General features: G+C 38.7%; 12 protein-coding genes and 1 tRNA gene. 10 read left to right on the plus strand and 3 right to left on the minus strand.

Features of this window, described 5'->3' with window-relative positions; translation table 11 throughout:
- Positions 1 to 47 precede the first annotated feature (47 nt).
- The 9 genes from trhA to NU887_RS09430 all read left to right on the plus strand — a co-directional run bounded on the left by trhA (position 48) and on the right by NU887_RS09430 (position 14,892).
- Complete coding sequence (gene trhA / locus NU887_RS09390; protein ID WP_258423106.1) at positions 48 to 692, plus strand: PAQR family membrane homeostasis protein TrhA; 645 nt, start codon at positions 48 to 50, stop codon at positions 690 to 692.
- 130 nt (positions 693 to 822) lie between these two features.
- Positions 823 to 895, plus strand: a tRNA-Gln gene (locus tag NU887_RS09395).
- A gap of 129 nt (positions 896 to 1,024) precedes the next feature.
- Complete coding sequence (locus tag NU887_RS09400; protein ID WP_258423107.1) at positions 1,025 to 2,170, plus strand: 1-acyl-sn-glycerol-3-phosphate acyltransferase; 1,146 nt, start codon at positions 1,025 to 1,027, stop codon at positions 2,168 to 2,170.
- Positions 2,171 to 2,902: 732 nt separating this feature from the next.
- On the plus strand, positions 2,903 to 5,188 hold the full coding sequence (locus NU887_RS09405) for a PAS domain-containing protein (RefSeq protein WP_258423108.1): 2,286 nt from the start codon (positions 2,903 to 2,905) through the stop codon (positions 5,186 to 5,188).
- A gap of 519 nt (positions 5,189 to 5,707) precedes the next feature.
- Positions 5,708 to 6,280 (plus strand): peptidylprolyl isomerase, encoded by a 573-nt coding sequence (locus NU887_RS09410; protein WP_258423109.1) that lies wholly within the window; start codon positions 5,708 to 5,710, stop codon positions 6,278 to 6,280.
- Between the two features lie 16 nt (positions 6,281 to 6,296).
- Positions 6,297 to 9,458 carry an AsmA family protein gene (locus NU887_RS09415; RefSeq protein ID WP_258423110.1) on the plus strand — a complete coding sequence of 1,054 codons (3,162 nt, stop codon included), beginning with the start codon at positions 6,297 to 6,299 and terminating at the stop codon, positions 9,456 to 9,458.
- A gap of 79 nt (positions 9,459 to 9,537) precedes the next feature.
- Positions 9,538 to 12,780 (plus strand): S41 family peptidase, encoded by a 3,243-nt coding sequence (locus NU887_RS09420; protein ID WP_258423111.1) that lies wholly within the window; start codon positions 9,538 to 9,540, stop codon positions 12,778 to 12,780.
- 225 nt (positions 12,781 to 13,005) lie between these two features.
- Positions 13,006 to 13,410 carry a hypothetical protein gene (locus NU887_RS09425; RefSeq protein WP_258423112.1) on the plus strand — a complete coding sequence of 135 codons (405 nt, stop codon included), beginning with the start codon at positions 13,006 to 13,008 and terminating at the stop codon, positions 13,408 to 13,410.
- A gap of 99 nt (positions 13,411 to 13,509) precedes the next feature.
- The gene (locus NU887_RS09430; RefSeq protein ID WP_258423113.1) at positions 13,510 to 14,892 is read left to right on the plus strand and encodes a glycoside hydrolase family 30 protein; all 1,383 of its coding nucleotides are present in this window, start codon (positions 13,510 to 13,512) and stop codon (positions 14,890 to 14,892) included.
- A gap of 7 nt (positions 14,893 to 14,899) precedes the next feature.
- Here the strand turns inward: NU887_RS09430 and NU887_RS09435 are convergent, their stop codons facing one another.
- The 3 genes from NU887_RS09435 to NU887_RS09445 all read right to left on the minus strand — a co-directional run bounded on the left by NU887_RS09435 (position 14,900) and on the right by NU887_RS09445 (position 17,870).
- Positions 14,900 to 16,267 carry an exonuclease domain-containing protein gene (locus NU887_RS09435; protein ID WP_258423114.1) on the minus strand — a complete coding sequence of 456 codons (1,368 nt, stop codon included), beginning with the start codon at positions 16,265 to 16,267 and terminating at the stop codon, positions 14,900 to 14,902.
- 191 nt (positions 16,268 to 16,458) lie between these two features.
- The gene (locus NU887_RS09440; protein ID WP_258423115.1) at positions 16,459 to 16,797 is read right to left on the minus strand and encodes a nucleotide pyrophosphohydrolase; all 339 of its coding nucleotides are present in this window, start codon (positions 16,795 to 16,797) and stop codon (positions 16,459 to 16,461) included.
- Positions 16,797 to 17,870, minus strand: a complete 1,074-nt coding sequence (locus tag NU887_RS09445; protein WP_258423116.1) for a mannose-1-phosphate guanylyltransferase — start codon at positions 17,868 to 17,870, stop codon at positions 16,797 to 16,799. Before NU887_RS09445 ends, NU887_RS09440 begins: the two co-directional genes overlap by 1 nt.
- 677 nt (positions 17,871 to 18,547) lie before the next feature.
- Between NU887_RS09445 and recQ the strand changes: the two genes are divergently transcribed.
- Positions 18,548 to 20,725 carry a DNA helicase RecQ gene (gene recQ, locus NU887_RS09450; RefSeq protein ID WP_258423117.1) on the plus strand — a complete coding sequence of 726 codons (2,178 nt, stop codon included), beginning with the start codon at positions 18,548 to 18,550 and terminating at the stop codon, positions 20,723 to 20,725.
- The last annotated feature ends 14 nt before the right edge of the window (positions 20,726 to 20,739 follow it).

Here is a 20,739-nt window from a genome sequence, read left to right on the forward strand (position 1 = left end):
CCATATTTTTGTTTCTTGTCACTATATTTATCCGAAATAGGAAATGTATGGATAGGAAACAATCACTGGAGGAAGAATTTGCCAATAGTATTACCCATGGTTTTGGAATATTATTCAGTATAGTAGCCATTGCTTTGTTGGTCACATTTTCTGTACTCAACGGAACCGGGATCCATATTGTCAGTTGCAGCCTTTTTGGTGCCTCCATCCTACTCTTATATACTTTCTCTACCCTTTATCATGCAACACCCCAAAGCCCCATCAAAACTTGGTTGAGAACCTTTGACCATATTGGCATCTATTTTCTGATTGCGGGGACTTATACGCCATTTTTGCTTTTGGCTGTAAAAGGTACCAAGGGGTGGGTCTTTTTTGGAATTATCTGGGCATTGACCTTATTCGGTATTGTTTTCAAAATTTTCTTTACGCATCGATTTAAAAGGGCTTCTTTGATTCTTTATCTTGGAATGGGTTGGATGGCGGTTTTTTTAATCAAACCCCTGTTGACTGCCTTAAGTACCCCTACCCTTTCTCTTATCGCTGCCGGAGGGCTTAGCTACACACTTGGTACTATTTTTTATACAAGACCTCAAATGCGATATGGCCATACAATTTGGCATCTTTTTGTATTGGCAGGTACAATTCTCCATTTTATTGCGATCATGAACATGATATTGACGGACAACATTTAATCTTTTTGGGCTGACATTAAAGCATTTAAATTGCATCATTTAAAAATCTTCACTCCCCTGCTTGCATAAAAAGGAAAGTACCCCTACATTTGTGACACCTTTTGAAAAAGAGGGAATTTTAACAAATAATTGGCCGATGGTGTAACTGGCAACACGTCTGATTTTGGTTCAGAAGAGTCCAGGTTCGAAACCTGGTCGGCCAACGGAAAAGCAGCTCAAAAGGCTGCTTTTTTTATTTTCTTCCTCTTCTTTCTCAGGTTTTATTTCGTAAAAACAGACTTCCCGCTTTCCCTAAAATTCACTTTATTTGCAAAACCATCAAATCCATTAAGATGTCAGCGTTCGACGATATCAGACCCTATTACGATACAGAAGTAAATGATGCCATCAAGGAAATCATTGACCATCCTATGTTGAAGGCTATGATGAATTTCACTTTCACTGAACACCAAGATGATTATTGGAAAAACCTGATGCTTCATTGCCATTCTATTAGGGATTTTCAGATCAACTTCATCTACCCTGCTATCCAAAAGGTCATTGAAAAAAGCTCAAGCGGGTTGACGACTTCAGGTTTTGAAAAATTAGAAAAGAACACGGCTTACCTCTTTATCTCAAACCATAGGGATATCATTTTGGACACATCCCTGCTCAACGCCTCTCTTTACGAACATGGACTCCGCATGACCACTTCAGCCATCGGAGACAATTTGGTCAAAAAACCTTTTTTAAAAACCTTGGCAAGGTTGACAAGAAGTTTCATTATTAAAAGGGGGATTCCTTCACGTGAACTGTTAGAAAGTTCCAAAACGATTTCTGCGTTTATCAGACAATCCATTCTAAGAGAAAACAGGTCAGTTTGGATAGCACAAAGAGAGGGACGGACAAAGGACGGCAATGACATGACCCACAAAGGGGTGCTCAAAATGATCGGAATGGCTGCAGACACGGGGGAAAATATTCTGGATTATCTTAAAAAAATAAATGTCGTTCCCGTGAGTATCTCCTATGAATATGACCCAACCGATGTGCTCAAAATGCCTGAGTTATTGGCAAAAGCCAGGTCTGAAGCCTATGTCAAAGGAGAAAATGAAGACTTTCACACCCTTCTAAACGGCATCATCGGACAAAAGAGAGGTATTCATATCCATATTGGTGATCTTTTGACGGATCAAATCGACAATATCTCAAAATCAGTTTCAGGTAGCGTAAAGCAAATGCAGGAATTGGCAGAATTGATAGACAGACAAATTATTTTAGGGTATAAATTATGGCCAACTAAGTACATTGCCTATGACCTACTCCATCGTTCAAGTCAATTTGCAGACAAATACACAACAGAGGAAAAGGAATTATTTGAAAGGCGGTTTAAAAAAGGAGTAGATCAAAAAGACCCGATGGCGGTAAATAGTTTCTTGACCATGTATGCCAATCCCGTAATGAATCAAATGGAAATTTTAAAAAAGACGTCAAACTGATTTTAGTTTATCTCATTTTTTCTTAAAAATAACTTCTTCAAAATAGAATAAGGTTGTTTTGAATTTGCCCAATCCATACCGACTTTTAGAAAAAAGAGAAAATAGGAGTCCATTTATATAATAAATCTAAAAAAAATGCTCTTTCCCCGCTAAATAGCATTTTTTATAATAATTGAATTTGATCATTAATTTAATGTAAAAAATACCATAAATACTCTGAATATTACTTTTTATACTATGTTATAATGATTTTTTATCTTTCCAAACTTTTTTTATTTACATAATTGATTGTTTTATTTAAAATAAAAATACAATCTTTGTTCTCTGAATATGCTTTAAACCCATATCTCTAAAAACTAATAATGGTAAGAAAGCAGCCTGCATGTTTCTACTATTATCCTCTACTCTATCTCGCATTCTGAATCACCCAACATAAAATCATAGAAACCTCAATCATTTTCCAGAATCCGTCCCATTCAGCAATTTGAAGGGCAGGTAATCTCCGTTCATTTTATTCAAAAACAGATGGCTTTTCAGTCTTAAAATAGTGTGAAAAGCTCCATCCGAGTTTGGACGTCCATTCAAAACATATTGTTATTACCAAATTTGATGATGAGAAGTAAAATTAAATCACTGCTAAAAAATTTCAACAAAAGACCCATACTGACAGGAATTGCAGTTTTTTTTATTTCGCTTGGCCTAACTCAATTTTTAACTTATAAAGATTTCCTATTGATCAAATCATATGAGAAAGAGTCTGTAATCGAAAGAACCAATCTTATTGAAAAGAAAATCATGGCCGGATTGAGCAATGCTTTGTCAGCCACCAAAACGCTAGCTTACATCGAAAGGAAATATGGGGTTGGAGATGATTTTAATCATATAGCTCATGAAATTCTTCGTAACAATCCTAATCTAGATGCCATCCAGTTACTCGAAAACGGAACGATAAAATATAATTATCCCCTCGTTGGAAACGAAATGGTAATTGGCTATGATATTTTTTCTGACTCTCTCAGGTCAAAGGAAGCAATCAAGGCAATAGAAAGTAATACATTATTTTTTGCAGGACCATTTGAACTAAGGCAAGGAGGTTCAGGTATCGTTGGCCGATTGCCTATTTACAAAGAAAATATATTCTGGGGCTTTGCTGCTGTTGTGGTTAGGCTTGAAACATTTTATGAGATCATTGGAATTGAAAATTTAGACCAAGACCTTTTTGCTGTTCAATTTTCCAAAATTAACCCTGATTCAGGGGAAGAAGAATTGTTTTTGCCCCATCAGAAAAACACTTTCTCCGGATACACTCACTCTATTCCAATTCCGCTAGGAGATTGGAAACTAACCGTACAGCTTAAAGAGTCCCAGGCATTCAGTAAAAATAAAAAAGCCTTCTGGTTGAGGATTATATTTTCGGTGGTATTGGGAATGGCAGCTTGGTATCTTGCAATTCAACCCTCCATACTGCAAGCCAAAGTAAACAAGCAATCAAAACAATTGAAGAAAAGTAACGAAAGGTTTGAATATGCAACCTTGGCTACTTCTGATGCAATTTGGGATTGGGATTTGGTTACCAATAAAGTGTATCGTTCAGAAAATTTTGAAAAACTCTTTGGATACACTTCTGAGGATTTTAGCAAACACCCTGATTTTTGGAACAGGCATATCCATTCTGAAGATTTTCAAAATTCAAAAATTGAACTTGAAAATACTTTAGAATCAAAGCAAGAATATTGGGAACAAGAATTTCGGTTTTTGAAAAAGGATGGTACATATGCTTATGTAGTGGATAAAGGTATCATCATTCGAAATGAAAATGGAAAAGCAATCAGACTCATCGGTGCAACTCAGGATATCTCCAAAATCAAAGCGACAGAGTTTGCAATAGAAAAAGAGAAGGAATTCCTCAAAGCTATGATGGAAAATCTTTCGGAAGGTATCATTGCATGTGACCACAACGGCCATATAACCGTCCTAAACAAGACGACAAGAGAAATGTTTGGATTTTCGAAAGGAGAATTCGAAATATCAAAATGGAAAGACTACTATAAATGTTATCAACCCGACGGTGTTACCTTGGTTAATGAAAATGAAACGCCACTTTATAAAGCATTAGGCGGTGAGCGAGTTTCCCAACAAGAATTGGTTATCCGCTCAAATAATGGTCAAAACAAAATAGTTCTTTGTTCAGGAGAACAAATTAAAACAACTGACGGCAGAATAATTGGAGCTGTCGTTGTCATGTTGGACATCACAGAAAAGAGAAAAAAAGACAAGGACTTGACCAAAATGAGCGAGGATCTTAAGGCTAGGGCTGCGGAACTGGAAGCTTCTAATGCAGAATTGGAGCAATTTGCCTATGTCGCTTCCCATGACCTTCAGGAACCCTTGAGGATGATCACTAGCTTTCTAAAACTCATTGAAAAAAAATATAACCCAATTCTGGATGAAAAAGGGAAACAATTCATTCACTTTGCCATGGATGGATCTATTAGGATGAGACAAATTATTACGGACTTGTTGGAATACAGCCGTGCAGGAAATTCTATTCAGCCAGAAGAATTCTCGATTCAAGAAATATTAAACGAGGTCGTCATATTAGAAAAAAACCACATCAAACGGCTTGGGGCAGTTTTAACACATGATCCCTTACCTAATATTTATGCAGTTAAGGTTCAAATAAGACAATTACTACAAAATCTCATAAACAATTCTTTGAAATTCACTACACCTGGATCTAAACCCAAAATTCATATTGCTTATCAAGAATGTCCCAAATATTGGAAGTTTAGTGTCAAAGACAATGGAATCGGCGTAGCCCCGGAATACCATGACAAGATTTTTCAGATTTTTCAAAGACTACATACCAGACAAGAATATGAAGGCACCGGGCTTGGCTTGGCCAACTGCAAAAAAATTGTAGAGAACCACCAAGGTAAGATCAAGATCATTTCAAATGAAGGAATGGGCAGTATTATATTTTTTACCCTAATGAAACCTGATACATTCGAGTCATGAAATTTACCCCCGATGGATATTTCATGTTATTGATTTGAAATGGCAATGATTATATTCATGGAAATTAATTTAATTGGTTTTGAAGAAATACAAGGTCAAACCCTGATTAAGAAACCAAAACTACAAAAAGAGCGAAATTCTCTATTGGATTGAGATAAAAAGAGAATATTGACTTGGTAATTAAAGCATTATAGATAACAAAACTCAAAAATGTGATCTGATTTTCTTGAAAAGGAGTAATGGTGGAAACATATCCCACCATTATATCATCTAGAGATCACCTTCCCCCAGTCCCCTTACTGATTTCCCTACTCTGTCCATAGATACTCTGACCCTGAGTTACGTGTAATCTATCCTTGAGCTACGTTTCAAGCTCCTTCCAAAAATGAAAACTGACTTTTTGTAACGCTCTAAAAATCCTATCTTCTTTTCAAATTCTGCATTCTTTATTTCAATTGTTACTACATTTAAAGACCCAAAATTGCTTTTTCCTATTTTCATGAAACCAATAGTATTAAAATGAAAAAAACAGGATTCTTTGTCATTGCTTGCCTTTTCTCCATTTGTTCATTTGCCCAGGAAAAGAACCCGATAGGATTGATCGAAACCCCAAAAGGAAAAATTTATATCCAACTTTTTGATGAAACACCAAACCACCAACAAAGCTTTATCGAGCTGGCAGAGGAAGGATATTGGGACTCGCTGACATTTAATAGGGTCATCCCCAATTTTGTAGCGCAAGGTGGCTGTCCCGATACCGAAGAAGGATTCAAGGACCCTGAGTACTTGCTTGAACCAGAGTTTGTCAAAGGGCTAACCCACATCTATGGCGCTGTTGGTGCAGGAAGAGATGATAATCCCGGAAAGCTTTCAGCAAGGTGCCAATTTTATATTGTCCAAAACAAAGATGGCTTACACAGGCTTGATAATGATTACACGGTATTTGGCCAGGTAATCAAAGGAATGGATATCGTAGATGCTATCGTATATCAGAAAAGAAACAGCAAAGACGAACCGGTAATCCCCGTGACCCTCAAGGTGAGCATCCTGTACCTTTCCAAAGCTGAAATAGAAAATTTAACCCACTTTTAAAATATCACTTTCACCCATGGAATGGAATAAAAGACCTGCACTGAAAATATTAAAATATTCAGGACTAGGATTTGGGTTGATACTGGCAATCATGGCCATCTTTCCTCTTTTTTTCAAAGACAAAGTCAATACAAAAGTCAAAGAATACATCAACAGCCAGGTTACTTCAGAACTCCGGTTCAATGAAATCAACCTTACTTTTTTCAGGCATTTTCCAAACTTGACTGTTTCTTTGGATGAAGTTTTTGTAAAGGGTGCCGAAGGTTTTGTCCCTGACACTTTGCTTTATGCCAAAGATGTGTCCTTCGGTGTCAATCTTCTTTCTGTTTTCAATGATAAGATTGAAGTTTCAGGTATTTACTTCAATGAAGCTAAGATCAATATCCTCCGTGATACACAAGGCCATGCCAATTTTGATATTTTCCTTTCCGAAACTGATAGCATCAAATCAGAACAAGAACCCTCAGATCTGAGTTTGGAAATCAACAATATCAAATTCAGCAACAGTGATTTTTTCTATCGGGATACGGATTTAGATTTTTCTTGCCTCGCAGAGAATTTTGACTACTCCGGAAAAGGAAATTTGAAGGATGCCATCGTGGACCTCAGCAGTGAATTAAACATTCAGACATTTGAGCTTACTTATGAAAATGTCACCTATTTATCCAAAAAAAGAGTCAGCGCAAGCCTCCAAACCAAAATCGATACAGAATCGACAGCTTTGACTTTCGAGAGAAACCACCTCATGATCAATGAACTCCCTGTAGATTTTATAGGGAAACTGGAATTTTTGAATGGAGGTTATGATATGAATTTCATCCTTGAATCCGTCGATACGGATTTTAAAGACATGCTTACCCTCATTCCGGATGAATTGGGCACTTGGCTAGACAATACAACTGTCAGAGGAAAAGGAGAACTCAGGGGTTCGCTGCAGGGTCTTTACCTTCCCGAGCAAAACCAGATGCCAAACATCCTGATGAATCTTTTTATCTACAATGGATTTATCAGCCACACAGGTTCTTCGACTCCTCTCGAAAAATTATACCTCGACCTTGACCTTACTGTACCCGAACTCAATGTAGACAAAACCATCATTGCCTTGGACAGCGTTTCGATGACTCTTGGAGATGGTTTCGTCTATGGACATCTCAATATTGAAGGGCTTGATCCGGCAATTATTAACATTGATTTGGCTATCAATGTAGACTTGGACCTTCTTGATAAAGCATTGGGAATAATTCCCTTCGATTTAAAAGGATTGATGGAAATGAAATTGCAGGCTAAAGGAAACTACTTGACCCGGCCGCTTCCAAACCAATTCAGGGGAGATGAAAAAGAAGTCATCAGCATACCCAAGTTTAATTTCAGTTCCTCACTTAAAGAAGGATATTTAAAATGGACTGCATTGCCTGAGGCCATTCAGGACATCTCTTGGAATCTTAGTATAAATTCTCCTGACAGCATCCTCCAAAATATCGGAATCGACCTTCAAGACTTCAGATTCAAAGTTCTTGACAATCAGACAAAAGGAAGTATGAAAGTGGCAGGTCTCAAAATAATGGACGTTGATGCTGATCTCACAACAGATTTTGACCTTGCTCAGATTGAAAAATTCTACCCCCTTGATTCAGGGATTGTACTGAACGGAAAACTAAAAATGGATGTAAAAGCCAAAGGGAGTTACCAACAAGACAAAAAGCTTTTTCCAATCATCAACTCCCAAATTTCTGTCAATGAAGGCTTTATCAAAACTCCATATTCCGATCAGGCAATAGAAAATATTTCATTTGTATTAAATATCATAAGTGAAAAAGGATCTTACAATGATTTGAAAATTGACCTTCAGCCTATAGCATTCACATTTGCAGGGAGTCCATTTTCATTAAAAGCCAATGTTGAAAATCTGGATGACATCAAATATGAAATCCAATCCCAAGGAAGGATAGACCTAGGAAAACTCTATCAGACATTTGGGGTAGATGGTTATGAATTGGATGGGTACCTTATCACAGACATCAATCTCAAAGGCCTTCAAAGTGACGCCACAAAAGGAAGGCTTCAGCAGCTAGACAACAGAGGTACCATTGAAATGGAAAAAATCAGGGTACGGTCAGATTTGTTTCCCCTGCCTTTTGACATCCATTCTGGAAAAATCAGGGTAGACAAGGACAAACTTTTTCTTGAAAAACTTCATGCACAATATGCCGAAAATACCCTGATAGCTGACGGCTATCTGTTCAACTTGATAGCTTATTATGCGGATGAAGTTGCTCCTGTTAAGGGAAATTTGACGTTAAGCAGCCAAAAGCTAAATCTGAATGACTTTATGTTTTATTCGGAGGATGGTGCGGTGGAAGTAGACACTTTGGGATCTGTTCAGGGTGTAGTCATGATTCCGCCCAATGTTGATTTCAGCCTGGTAGCATCACTAGATACGGTCATTTTTGATCAGGTTAGACTGGAAAAATTCAATGGGAAAATAGGGATTAAAAACGGCAGTCTTTTGATGGAAAATACCGGATTCAATCTAGTGGGTTCTACATTTCAAATGACAGGAAATTATGTTCCTTTAAATCCATTCAACGCAACCTTTGATTATCATATTCGGGCAAAAGGTTTTGACATAAAACGTGCCTATGACGAAATTCCTTTGTTTCAGGAAATGGTTTCCGCTGCAGAATACGCACAGGGCATAGCTTCTTTGGACTATAAGTTGTCCGGTAGATTGGATGCCAATATGAACCCTGTGCTTCCTTCTATCAAAGGAGAAGGGATTTTTGCTTTGGACAAAGTCAAACTCAAAGGATTCAAACTGATGAACAGTATCGCCAAAGATACCGAAAACAAGGAATTGGCAGACCCTGAACTAGCAGGAGTACAGATCAAAAGCAACATTGCCAACAACCTGATGACCATCGAAAGGACAAGGATGCGCATAGCAGGATTTAGACCAAGATTTGAAGGTCAGGTCAGTTTGGATGGGGATATGAGCATTGCTTTCAGGCTTGGACTTCCTCCTTTGGGGCTATTCGGCATTCCGATCAAAATCACAGGAAACGCAGAAAATCCAAACATCGAAGTAGGTAAAATTACTGAAGGAGATGAATTGGAGGAAACTGAAGATAAATCAGGAGCTGAGAGCGAAGGGAATTCAATTACCGGATCAAATACATAAACCTGTTCCATTTATTGAACGGCTTTCGATTACATAACCAATTGATTAGATTTAGCTATCATTCTTACCCAAATATGCCATGAAAAATTTACTTACTCTTTTTACTCTGTCTATTGCCTTCCAATTTGCAAATGCCCAAGGCACAAGATTACTCCGCGAACCTACAATCAGCAAGGAACACATTGTGTTTGTCCATGCCAATGACTTGTGGAAGGTAAATAAATCAGGAGGAGATGCTGTTCGCCTGACCAGCAATGAAGGCGCTGAAACCTTACCAAGATTCTCACCTGATGGCAAATCCATTGCATTTACAGGTCAATATGACGGTAACACGGATGTTTATTTGATTCCAGTGGAAGGTGGAGAACCCCTGCGGCTTACGTGGCATCCTGGAGCTGATTTGGTTACAGGTTGGACTCCGGATGGCAGACATGTGCTTTTCACTTCTTCAAGAATGGGAGTTCCTACCAAGGAATCTAAATTTTTCCAAGTTGCCAAGGAAGGTGGAATGGAAGAACCATTGGATATTCCAAGAGCAGTAAATGGAAGAATTTCTCCAGATGGAAAATCCATAGCCTATCAGCAAATCGCTTTTTGGGATCCCGAATGGAGGAATTACCGTGGAGGGCAGGCTAAACCAATTTGGATTGTGGATATGAAAAACCACTCCTTAAAAATGACTTTACAAACAGACAACGAGCGGCATACCCAACCCATATGGCATGGGGAACGGGTATTTTTTCTTTCTGAAAGGGATTATGCAGGCAATATCTGGTCATTTGACCCAAAGTCAGAAACATTGAAGCAAGAAACTTTCCATACAGATTTTGACATCAAAAACCTTGATTCCAATGGATCTGAGGTAGTTTATGAACAAGGAGGCTACCTCCATATTCTGGATCCTGCCACAGGAGTTACCAATCAGTTGACAATAAATATCAACGGAGATTTCCATTGGGCAAGAGAAAGATGGCAAGATGTAAATGGAAGAAGCCTGACAAATGCTTCTTTGTCTCCTACAGGGCAAAGAGCGCTTTTTGAATTCAGGGGAGAAATCATCACAGTTCCAAAGGAAAATGGAGATGCACGTAACCTGACCAATACCTCCGGCATCGCAGACAGGTCGCCGATTTGGTCTCCTGACGGTCAGCAGATTGCTTGGTTTTCAGATGCCTCAGGAGAATACCAACTCATGATTGGAGACCAAGAAGGACTTACCAAACCAAAAACTATCTCCCTTCCCAACAAATCTTTTTACTTCAAACCCGATTGGGCACCTGATGGAAAGCACATAGCTTTTACCGATACAGATTACAACCTATGGATAGTCAATGTGACTAGTGGAACTGCAAAAATTGCTGACACAGAACGTTTTGCACACCCAAACAGAAGTCTGAATCCTGTATGGTCACCGGATTCCAAATGGGTCGCTTACGCAAGACTTTTGGACAATCAATTCAAAGCCATATTTGTCTATCAAATTGAAACCGGCAAAAAAATACAGGTAACGGATGGATTGGCAGATGCCATCAGTCCTGTTTGGGATGTCAATTCTGAATACCTTTACTTCTTAGCCAGTACCAATTTTGGATTGAATTCAGGTTGGTTGGACATGAGCTCTTACGAAAGACCAATTACCAGAAGCTTGTATGTGGCTGTTTTGAATAAAAACGGGAAGTCCCCTTTCTTACCTCAAAGTGACGAAGAAAAGCAGAAGGAAACAGAGAAAAAAGAAGGCGAAAAGAAGACCGATACCAAACTTGTGACAATTGATGAGGAAGGTATATGGAAAAGGATCATTGCGGTGGATGTCCCTGCAAGAGATTATATTGGTTTGGTCGGAGGACCTGAAAACTATTTGTTCTATACAGAATCTTTACCTAACCAACCGGGAGTATTGCTGCACAGGTACAATTTCAAAGAAAGAAAAACTGAACAATACCTCTCAGGAATCAGCTTTGCGACTGTTTCAAATGATAGAAAAACATTACTCTATCAAGCAAATGGCAATTGGGGAATCGTTGAAACCAACGGAGGTCCAAAAAAAGCAGGAGACGGTAACCTGAAAGCCCTTGCAAATTTCAAAATCAAAATCAACCCTAAACAAGAATGGGAACAGATTTTTAAAGAAGGATGGAGGTACCAACGTGATTTCCTTTATGTGGATAATGTACACGGAGCACCTTGGGATGACATTTTCAGTTGGTATAAGCCTTGGGTGTCGCATGTCAGGCACAGAAGTGATTTGAATTATATCATTGACATACTTGGCGGAGAGGTAGCGGTCGGACACAGCTATACTTCAGGCGGAGATTTTCCTGATGTCAAGTCGGTCAATATCGGTTTATTGGGTGCAGACTATGAGGTTAACCAGGGAAGATACAGAATCTCCAAAATCTACAATGCTGAAAGCTGGAACCCTAACCTCAAGGCGCCATTAGCCATACCGGGCATAGATGTCAAGGTAGGAGACTATATCCTTGAGGTTAATGGACAAGAAATAGAAGCCTCAGAAAACCTGTACAAATATTTTGAAGGTACTGGAGGAAGGCAGATAAAAATCAGGGTAAACAGTAAACCGGACAGCGAAGGTTCACGATTGATTACCGTCGTTCCCGTAGAAAATGAAAACCAATTGAGGATGATGGATTGGGTAGAAAGCAAGAGGAGAAAAGTAGATGAATTGTCCGGAGGTAAATTAGCCTATGTCTACATTCCAAATACCGGAAATCCCGGTTACACTTATTTCAATCGCTACTATTTTTCCCAACAGGATAAAAAAGGAGCTGTAATTGATGAAAGGAACAATGGCGGTGGTTCCGCTGCTGATTACATGGTAGACATTATGGCACGCGAACTCCACGGTTATTTCAATAGCCGTGCCGGTGACCGAAGGCCATTTACCACGCCAATGGCAGGAATTTGGGGACCAAAAGTGATGCTGATCAATGAAAGGGCCGGTTCAGGCGGAGACCTCCTCCCCTACTTATTTCACAAAATGGAAATAGGTCCGCTTATCGGTACCAAAACCTGGGGCGGATTAGTTGGTACATGGGATACACCGCCATTCATAGATGGTGGAAGAATGGTGGCACCTAGGGGAGGTTTCTTTGATGTCAATGGTGAATGGGCAGTAGAAGGAGTGGGAATTTCGCCTGACATTGCTGTTGAACAAACTCCAAAAGAGGTCATTAACGGTAAAGATCCACAATTGGAGAGGGCTGTTAAAGAAACATTAAGACTATTTGAGACCCAAGGTGTAGAATTGAAGCCTGAGCCAAAAGCCCCAATCCGATATGCAAGGCCTCAAAAAAAGAATTAAAAATCTTGCTCTTAATTTAGTCAAGGCCTACAAGATCAATTTACAAAAATGAGGAATCCCTTGTGATTAAAAAAAATTGGATCAAAAAGGAAAATAACCAATGAAATTATCCTAAATACCGGATCCCATTGCAGAATACTGATAGAAACAATTCAAAAAGTTAAAATCTTACCCAAATACCCAACAAATAATTTCAATATTTTTAACTTTAAAGAAAAAACCATTATGAAAAAATCAACCTTTCTTTTCGCCATTTTAATCATGGCCTTATTCACTTATAAGGCAGAAGCACAGGCATTAAAAGTACCAAAAGCAGAAATTCCCACTGCAGACCTTCAAAAGCAATTATTAGGAGCATTGGATAGTGTGGAAGGATTAGGCCTTTCAGCTGATCAAACATCCAAATTAAAGGCTAATAACAAAACCTTTGCAGGAGAGATTTTCAAAATCCTAGGTGGAAGCGGTTCAGACGATGCCAAAAAGGGTCTTCTGAATAACTTGGGTGGTGAAAGACAAAAGTTTTTGACAAGTCTTTTAGGAAATGACCTTTTAGGAAAGTACACAAAAAAAATCAATGGATTGATCAAACCATTCAAAAGCAAATTAGGTTTGGCCTCTTTACTATTCTAATCAGAATAGGATTAATTATTTTATAAAAAGGAATAGCAATCATTTTCTAAGCCGTGGAATTTCCTGTAAATTCCACGGCTTTCTTATTTAAACCCATCCATGAAGCATTTTCCATATTTCATTCTCTTGTTTTTAATCAGCTGTAACCAACCAAAGATTGAAGCTGAATTTCTGTTGACCGATCCAAAAAAGGGGGTCTTGTTTGAAAAGCAACCTTCAGTCGTATTTTCAAAATCAGCACCTCAGGATGTGGTCATCCGTTTGGACGAATCGGCTACCTATCAAGTAATGGATGGCTTTGGTTTTACACTTTCACAGGGAAGTGCCATACATCTTTTGGGTATGAGGCCGGAACCAAGAAATGAAATTTTAGAAGAACTTTTTGGAAAAGGAGAAAACAGCATTGGAGTGAGTTATCTCAGGCTTTCTGTTGCTGCTTCTGACTTGAATCAATATCCATTTTCTTATCATGATATAGAAGAAGGTGAAAAAGATACCCTTTTGGTAAACTTTGACCTAGGCCCGGATAGGAATGATGTCATACCTGTCTTGAAAGAAATATTTACCATCAATCCCAGCATCAAGTTGATGGCCTCACCTTGGTCTCCTCCGTCTTGGATGAAGGACAACAAAGATACAAGAGGAGGAAAACTACTTCCGGAATATTATGATAGGTATGCCCTTTATCTTGTCAAATACATCCAACAAATGGCTGAAGAAGGGTTTGTAATTGACGCACTTACTATCCAAAATGAACCGCTACATCCCGGAAACAACCCAAGTCTGCTTATGCTTGCCGAGGAACAACGGGATTTTATAAAGTTTTATCTAGGTCCAAAATTTGAAGAAAATCAAATCAAAACCAAAATCCTCATCTATGACCACAATGCAGACAGACCTGATTATCCCATCAGCATATTGGATGATCCAGAGGCAAAGAAATACATCGATGGTTCCGCATTTCACCTTTATGGCGGGAAAATAGAAGCCCTTTCAGAAGTTCATAAAGCTCATCCGGACAAAAACCTGTATTTCACCGAACAATGGGTTGGAGCACCGGGAAATTTACCCGGAGACCTCGCTTGGCATACAAAAAACTTGACAATAGGTGCATCAAGAAACTGGGCCAAAACAGTATTGGAATGGAATCTCAGTTCCGCCCCCGACCTCAAACCCCATACTGACAGGGGTGGATGTGACCAATGTTTGGGTGCCATTACGATTAAAATTGACAAAGTTTTGCGGAATCCTGCTTACTATGTTATCGCACATGCATCCAAATATGTACTGCCGGGATCCATCAGGATAGACAGCAATGAACCTGAAGGATTGCCTAATGTAGCTTTCAAAAGACCCGATGGTCGTTTGGTTTTACTTATGTTGAATGAATCCAAAGAATCCAAAATCTTTTCGGTACAAAACAAAGAATGGTCGGGAGATATTGCATTGGAAGCAGGTGCTGTAGCCACCTTGCTGTTGTGATCATCAGCTATTTTACCACTAAGATTTGATTGAGGGAAAGTTTTGGAAAAAAAGAGCGTAGGATATATTTGGTTTCGGGCAAGTGTTTGACTTTTTTTAGACTTCCAAGAATTTCAAATTCATCCGAATAACTGTCTTCTTTATCCAAAAATCCATAGGCAGAAAAAACCCCTTTTTCAAAATAAAGAAAAGCCGTTTCATTGGGATGCATACCTTTTTCTTTGATTATCACCGCACCCTCCTGCCCTGTGATGGAAGTCAAAAAATCATTTGCCTTTTGGTTATAAACTTCGGGAGATTCTTGATGGCAACATGCCCCTTGACATTTTTGGATTTGAAAGTCATAACAAGCACCGGTAGTCTTTTGGATACCTGCCAGTTTTGGACAAAGGTTAAAAACTGCTACATGATCCAGGAGGTATTTCCAGCCTTCAGAATGGCTTTCAAATTCAATGAGGGGTTTTAAATTCCCGGAATTCTTCCCAATCTGAAAACGCACATATCCATGTCCATCTTCATATCGATACAATCCCCAATTCCAGGAATTATATTTAAGTGCTTTATTGTATTTCGGCCATAACCGTTTGATTTCCAAACACTCAAGCAAAAATGCCAAGAATTCATTTCCTGTAAGCTCCCAACTGATGTCATGGATTTCATTTGACAGTTGCATTTTGTCTTTGGAACTTGAGGAGAAATGGCCTTTGAACCTGCTTCTGATGTCGTTTGCTTTGCCGACATAGATTACCTGTCCGTTTTTGTCATGAAAATAATAGATACCTGTACTTTCAGGAATTTGCAAAAACCGCTCTCGGGAAATATGAGGAGGCAAAAAGGTTTCTCCATTCGATTTTTTCAAAGACTGGAATATGACGTCAGGGCTGTTCTTGAAAATCCTGTCGAATAACTCAACCGTTGCTTCCGCATCTCCCATCGCGCGGTGGCGGTCTTTGATGGAAATGGATAATTGACCACAAATCCTTCCCAAACTATAAGAACCAAAACCGGGAAATGCTTTTCTACTCAGTCTGACAGTACATAGTTTTGGAGAATTGTATTCGATACCTGTAACCTTTAAGGCTTCACGGATAAATGAATAATCGAAATTGACATTGTGAGCAACAAATACATTTCCTTTCAAAAAGTCATAAAGCTCCTCAGCAATTTCAGAAAAGGTAGGCGCCCCATCCAACATATCACTATCTATCCCAGTCAATCCCGTTATAAAACCAGGGATCATCCTTTCAGGATCGATCAGCGAATGAAATCTGTCCACTACACGCTCACCGTCATAAAGGATTGCGGCAATTTCCGTGATTCCCCCTTGCGTTGGGTTTCCTCCTGTAGTTTCTATATCTACGATGACGTATTTCATGGGATTTTTTGGACAGACAAGTTTAAGAAAATACCCTTGAAATTCCTGTCCATTCCAAAATGCTGTCAGAAAATGTCATAAAAAATTATTCATGAGAAAAATCCATTCTGATTGGCCAAACTGTTTATAAGATATTCTCCTATCAATTGGATTAAAAAGAAAAATCGGAAGTCATCCAAGAAAAAAAAAAATCACTGAAGTTTCTTATTTCCTTTGTGCCTATCCTTATCCCGGATATTTTTTTTATCAAAATTCTTTTGAAGTGCTTCTGTCAGATCTACACCTGTTTGGTTGGCCAAACAAATCAAAACCCAAAGAATATCAGCCATTTCATCAGCCATGTTCACATCCTTGTCCGATTCTTTAAAGGATTGCTCGCCATATTTGCGGGCCATGATTCGTGCGAGTTCGCCCACCTCTTCCATCAGAATGGCAGTATTGGTCAATTCATTAAAATAGCGGACACCGACAGTTTTGATCCAATGATCCACCAACTCTTGGGCTTCTGATATCGTGACTTCCTTTTTCATCAGACAAAATCCTCCCCTTTTGCTTTGGCTGCATTGACAAATTCTCTGAACTTCTTATCACCATCCAACTTACATACGATCAACACATTTTCTGTTTCATTGATCAAGTAATTGTCCAAACCTTCGACTACAACCAATTTTTGGGGACTTACTTTGATGTAACAGTTTTTGGTATCATACAATAATGCATTCGCTTCTATGACATTATTTTCACTGTCCTTTTCATGCACTTCATGAAGGCTTGACCAAGAACCTAAATCTGACCATCCAAAATCACCAAGGACGACAAAAACTTCATCGGCTTTTTCCATGATGCCATAATCGATGGAGATGTTTTTTACCAAGGAGTACGCTTTTTTGATAAATGCCTCTTCACTTTCCCTGGTAAAATGATCTCCACCTTCTTCAAATACCTCTGAAACGTCAGGCATGTATTTTTCAAATGCCCTGATAATGCTCCTAACTTTCCAGACAAACATCCCGGAATTCCACACAAAATCCCCACTTTCGATAAAGGTCTTGGCCAATTTTGAATTGGGCTTCTCAGTGAATGTTTTAACCTTTTTTACCGGATTGCCTTGGTTGCTGATATATTGGATATAGCCATATCCTGTTTCAGGACGGTTGGGCCTGATACCGAGTGTGATCAACCTGTCTTCTATGTCTGCAGCTGCAATTGCTATTTCCATCGTTTTAAAAAAATTATCTTCCTGCACAATAAGGTGGTCAGCAGGTGTGACAATTATTTTAGCCTTGGGATTTTTATTCAAAATCCTATAACTCGCATATGCGATGCATGTCGCAGTATTTCTTCTTAAAGGTTCAGTCAAAATCTGGTTTTCAGGGATTTCAGGAAGTTGTTCCTTTACCAGATCTTCGTATTTGGAATTGGTGACTACAAAAAAATGTGATTTGTCAGAAATTCTTGCAAACCTGTCGTAAGTCATCTGCAATAAAGTGCGGCCTGTGCCAAGTATATCCAAAAATTGTTTGGGCCTATTGTTTCTGCTGTATGGCCAAAATCGGGAACCGATTCCACCGGCCATGATTACAATGTATGGTCTGTCTTCCATCAATTTTTATTATACTTTTCCTTCTTAATTCAATTTATGAATATGGTTAAAACCGGCCACTTTATCGACATTCATCGCTACCGGTTATGTAATTTTGAATTTCCTTTTTTGATTCAATGCAAATATGTCAACTCCTTCCTAAATGGACTTTAGGGTTGATTTTCAAGACATCGGCAACAGAAATTCCTGAAAATATTTTTCATTTCATCAATTATGCTTTTCGGGTCTTCACCTTTCATTCAAAACCAATTAATTTGATTTTGAACGGAGATCAACTTTTGGAAACATCCAAAACAGCCATGATTTCAAATCCTGTGAATATAAACACATCAGGTGTTTGCTGTCTCCAAATGGACCATTGAATGGCAAATTGGGTTAAACTTGGATTTAAATTTATCGGCAATAGTTCCAAGTTTCCTGTTTAATTTGGTGAAGCTGCCTCATATTGGAATCAAAACAACATCTTCCCAAGACTCAAATTCAACGTTTATGTAATTTCCGGGATTTTGAACAGCATTTGCTTTTGTTTGAAGGAATTTGATGGCACAACTTTTAATATTTTTTGTTAACTTCAAAACTGCTGTTGTTATTCATTAGATTTGTAACAAAGGTATAAAAGAAATCCTTCAAAATTTTAATGTGGGCCAATTGTGGCAGCATGGTAATTTCAATTAATTGTGGATCAAAGCGCAAAAGAAAAACTTAAACTTATTTTCGGTTTCAACCAGTTCAGAGGAACCCAAGAAGCTATTGTGGAGAACGTATTGAAGGGTAAAAACACCTTCGTGATCATGCCCACAGGAGCTGGAAAATCATTGTGTTACCAGTTTCCGGCCGTTGTCAGTGAAGGAACTGCCATCGTCATTTCTCCCCTTATTGCATTGATGAAAAACCAGGTAGACCAATTGAATGCATTTGGAGTCAATGCCTATTTTCTCAATTCAACCCTTAATAAATCTGAGACCAACAAAGTAAAAAAGGAAGTCCTTTCAGGAAAAACCAAACTGTTATATGTGGCTCCCGAATCCTTGACAAAAGAGGAAAACATGCTTTTTCTCAAAGAAGCAAAGTTGAGTTTTGTCGCCATAGATGAAGCCCACTGTATCTCTGAATGGGGTCATGATTTTAGGCCGGAATACAGAAAAATCAAATCAATCATCGCACAGGTTGGTTCCCACCTTCCGATTGTGGCACTGACAGCTACCGCAACTCCCAAAGTTCAGGTAGACATACAGAGGAATCTTCAGATGGAAGAGGCTGATATTTTCAAATCTTCCTTTAACAGGTCAAACCTGTATTATGAAGTCCGTCCAAAGGTTAAAAATGAAACCAAGAAGCAGATCATCAAATACATCAAATCCCAAAAAGGAAAGTCGGGAATCATCTATTGCCTCAGCCGTAAAAAAGTCGAGGAAATAGCTGAACTGCTCAAGGTAAATGGTATCAATGCCGCTCCATATCATGCAGGACTTGACCAACATGTCCGAATTAAAAATCAGGACGATTTCCTCAATGAAGAAACCGATGTCATTGTTGCTACAATTGCTTTTGGGATGGGAATTGACAAGCCTGATGTGCGGTATGTAATTCACTATGATGTTCCAAAATCCTTGGAAGGCTATTACCAAGAGACAGGAAGAGCGGGACGTGATGGCCTGGAAGGTCATTGCCTGATGTTTTATAGGTATGACGATATCATCAAGCTAGAAAAGTTCAATAAAGACAAACCTGTCACCGAAAGAGAAAACGCCAAAATTCTTCTTGAGGAAATGGCTGCCTATGCTGAAAGTACCATGTGCAGAAGACGTGTGCTTTTGCATTATTTCGGAGAGTCAATGGACCACGATTGCGGTAATTGTGACAACTGCAAAAAGCAAAAAGAAAAATTTGAAGGGATGGATTACCTCCTATCCGCGATTTCTGCTGTCAAAGAAACCAATAACAGGTTTAATCTTGCCCACATTGTCAAAGTCATAAGAGGTGAAAAAGATGATTATATCGCAAGTTATGGCCATGATCAAATTTCGGTCTTTGGCAAAGGAAAAGAAGATGATGAAAAACTTTGGAGAACTGTAGTCAGACAAGCCCTCATCCTTGGTTTTCTTGATAAGGACATTGAAAACTATGGCATCATCAAGATTACCGAAAAAGGTGAAAGTTATTTAGAAGACCCATATTCCATTACTCTAAGTAAAGACTTTAACTTTGATGAAGTGCCGGCAGACAATTCTAATGAGGAAGTTGCAGCAGGAGGAAAAGCATATGATGAAAAGTTGTTTGAACTTCTCAAAGCCGAAAGAAAAAAAGTTGCCAAATTAAAAGGGCTTCCTCCATATGTGATTTTCCAGGATCCATCTTTGGAAGAGATGGCAACAGTTTACCCTACTACCAAAGAAGAACTTGCCCAGATCAATGGGGTGGGAATGGGGAAAGTAACTAAATTTGGGGCTCCTTTTCTAAAACTTATTGAAACATATGTTGAAGAAAATGATATCATTACTGCGTCTGATGTAGTAGTCAAAACAGCAGGTAACCGATCCAAAGTCAAAATTTCCATCATCCAACAAGTTGATAGAAAAGTGGATTTGGATGAAATTGCAGAAAACCTGAATCTCTCCATGTCAGAATTGATAGGTGAAATAGAGCAGATTATCTACAGCGGTACCAAGCTGAACATCAACTATTACATTGAAAACATCATGGATGAGGAAAGGGAAGACATGCTCCATGAGTATTTCATGACTGCAGAATCTGACAATATTAAAGCTGCGCTGGCAGAACTTGAAGAAGAAGACTTTGCTGAGGAGGAAATCAGGGTCTACAGAATCAAGTTCATTTCAGAGCATGCCAACTAAAACGAATTTTATTA

Source organism: Aquiflexum gelatinilyticum (assembly GCF_024741135.1).
GTDB lineage: Bacteria > Bacteroidota > Bacteroidia > Cytophagales > Cyclobacteriaceae > Cognataquiflexum > Cognataquiflexum gelatinilyticum.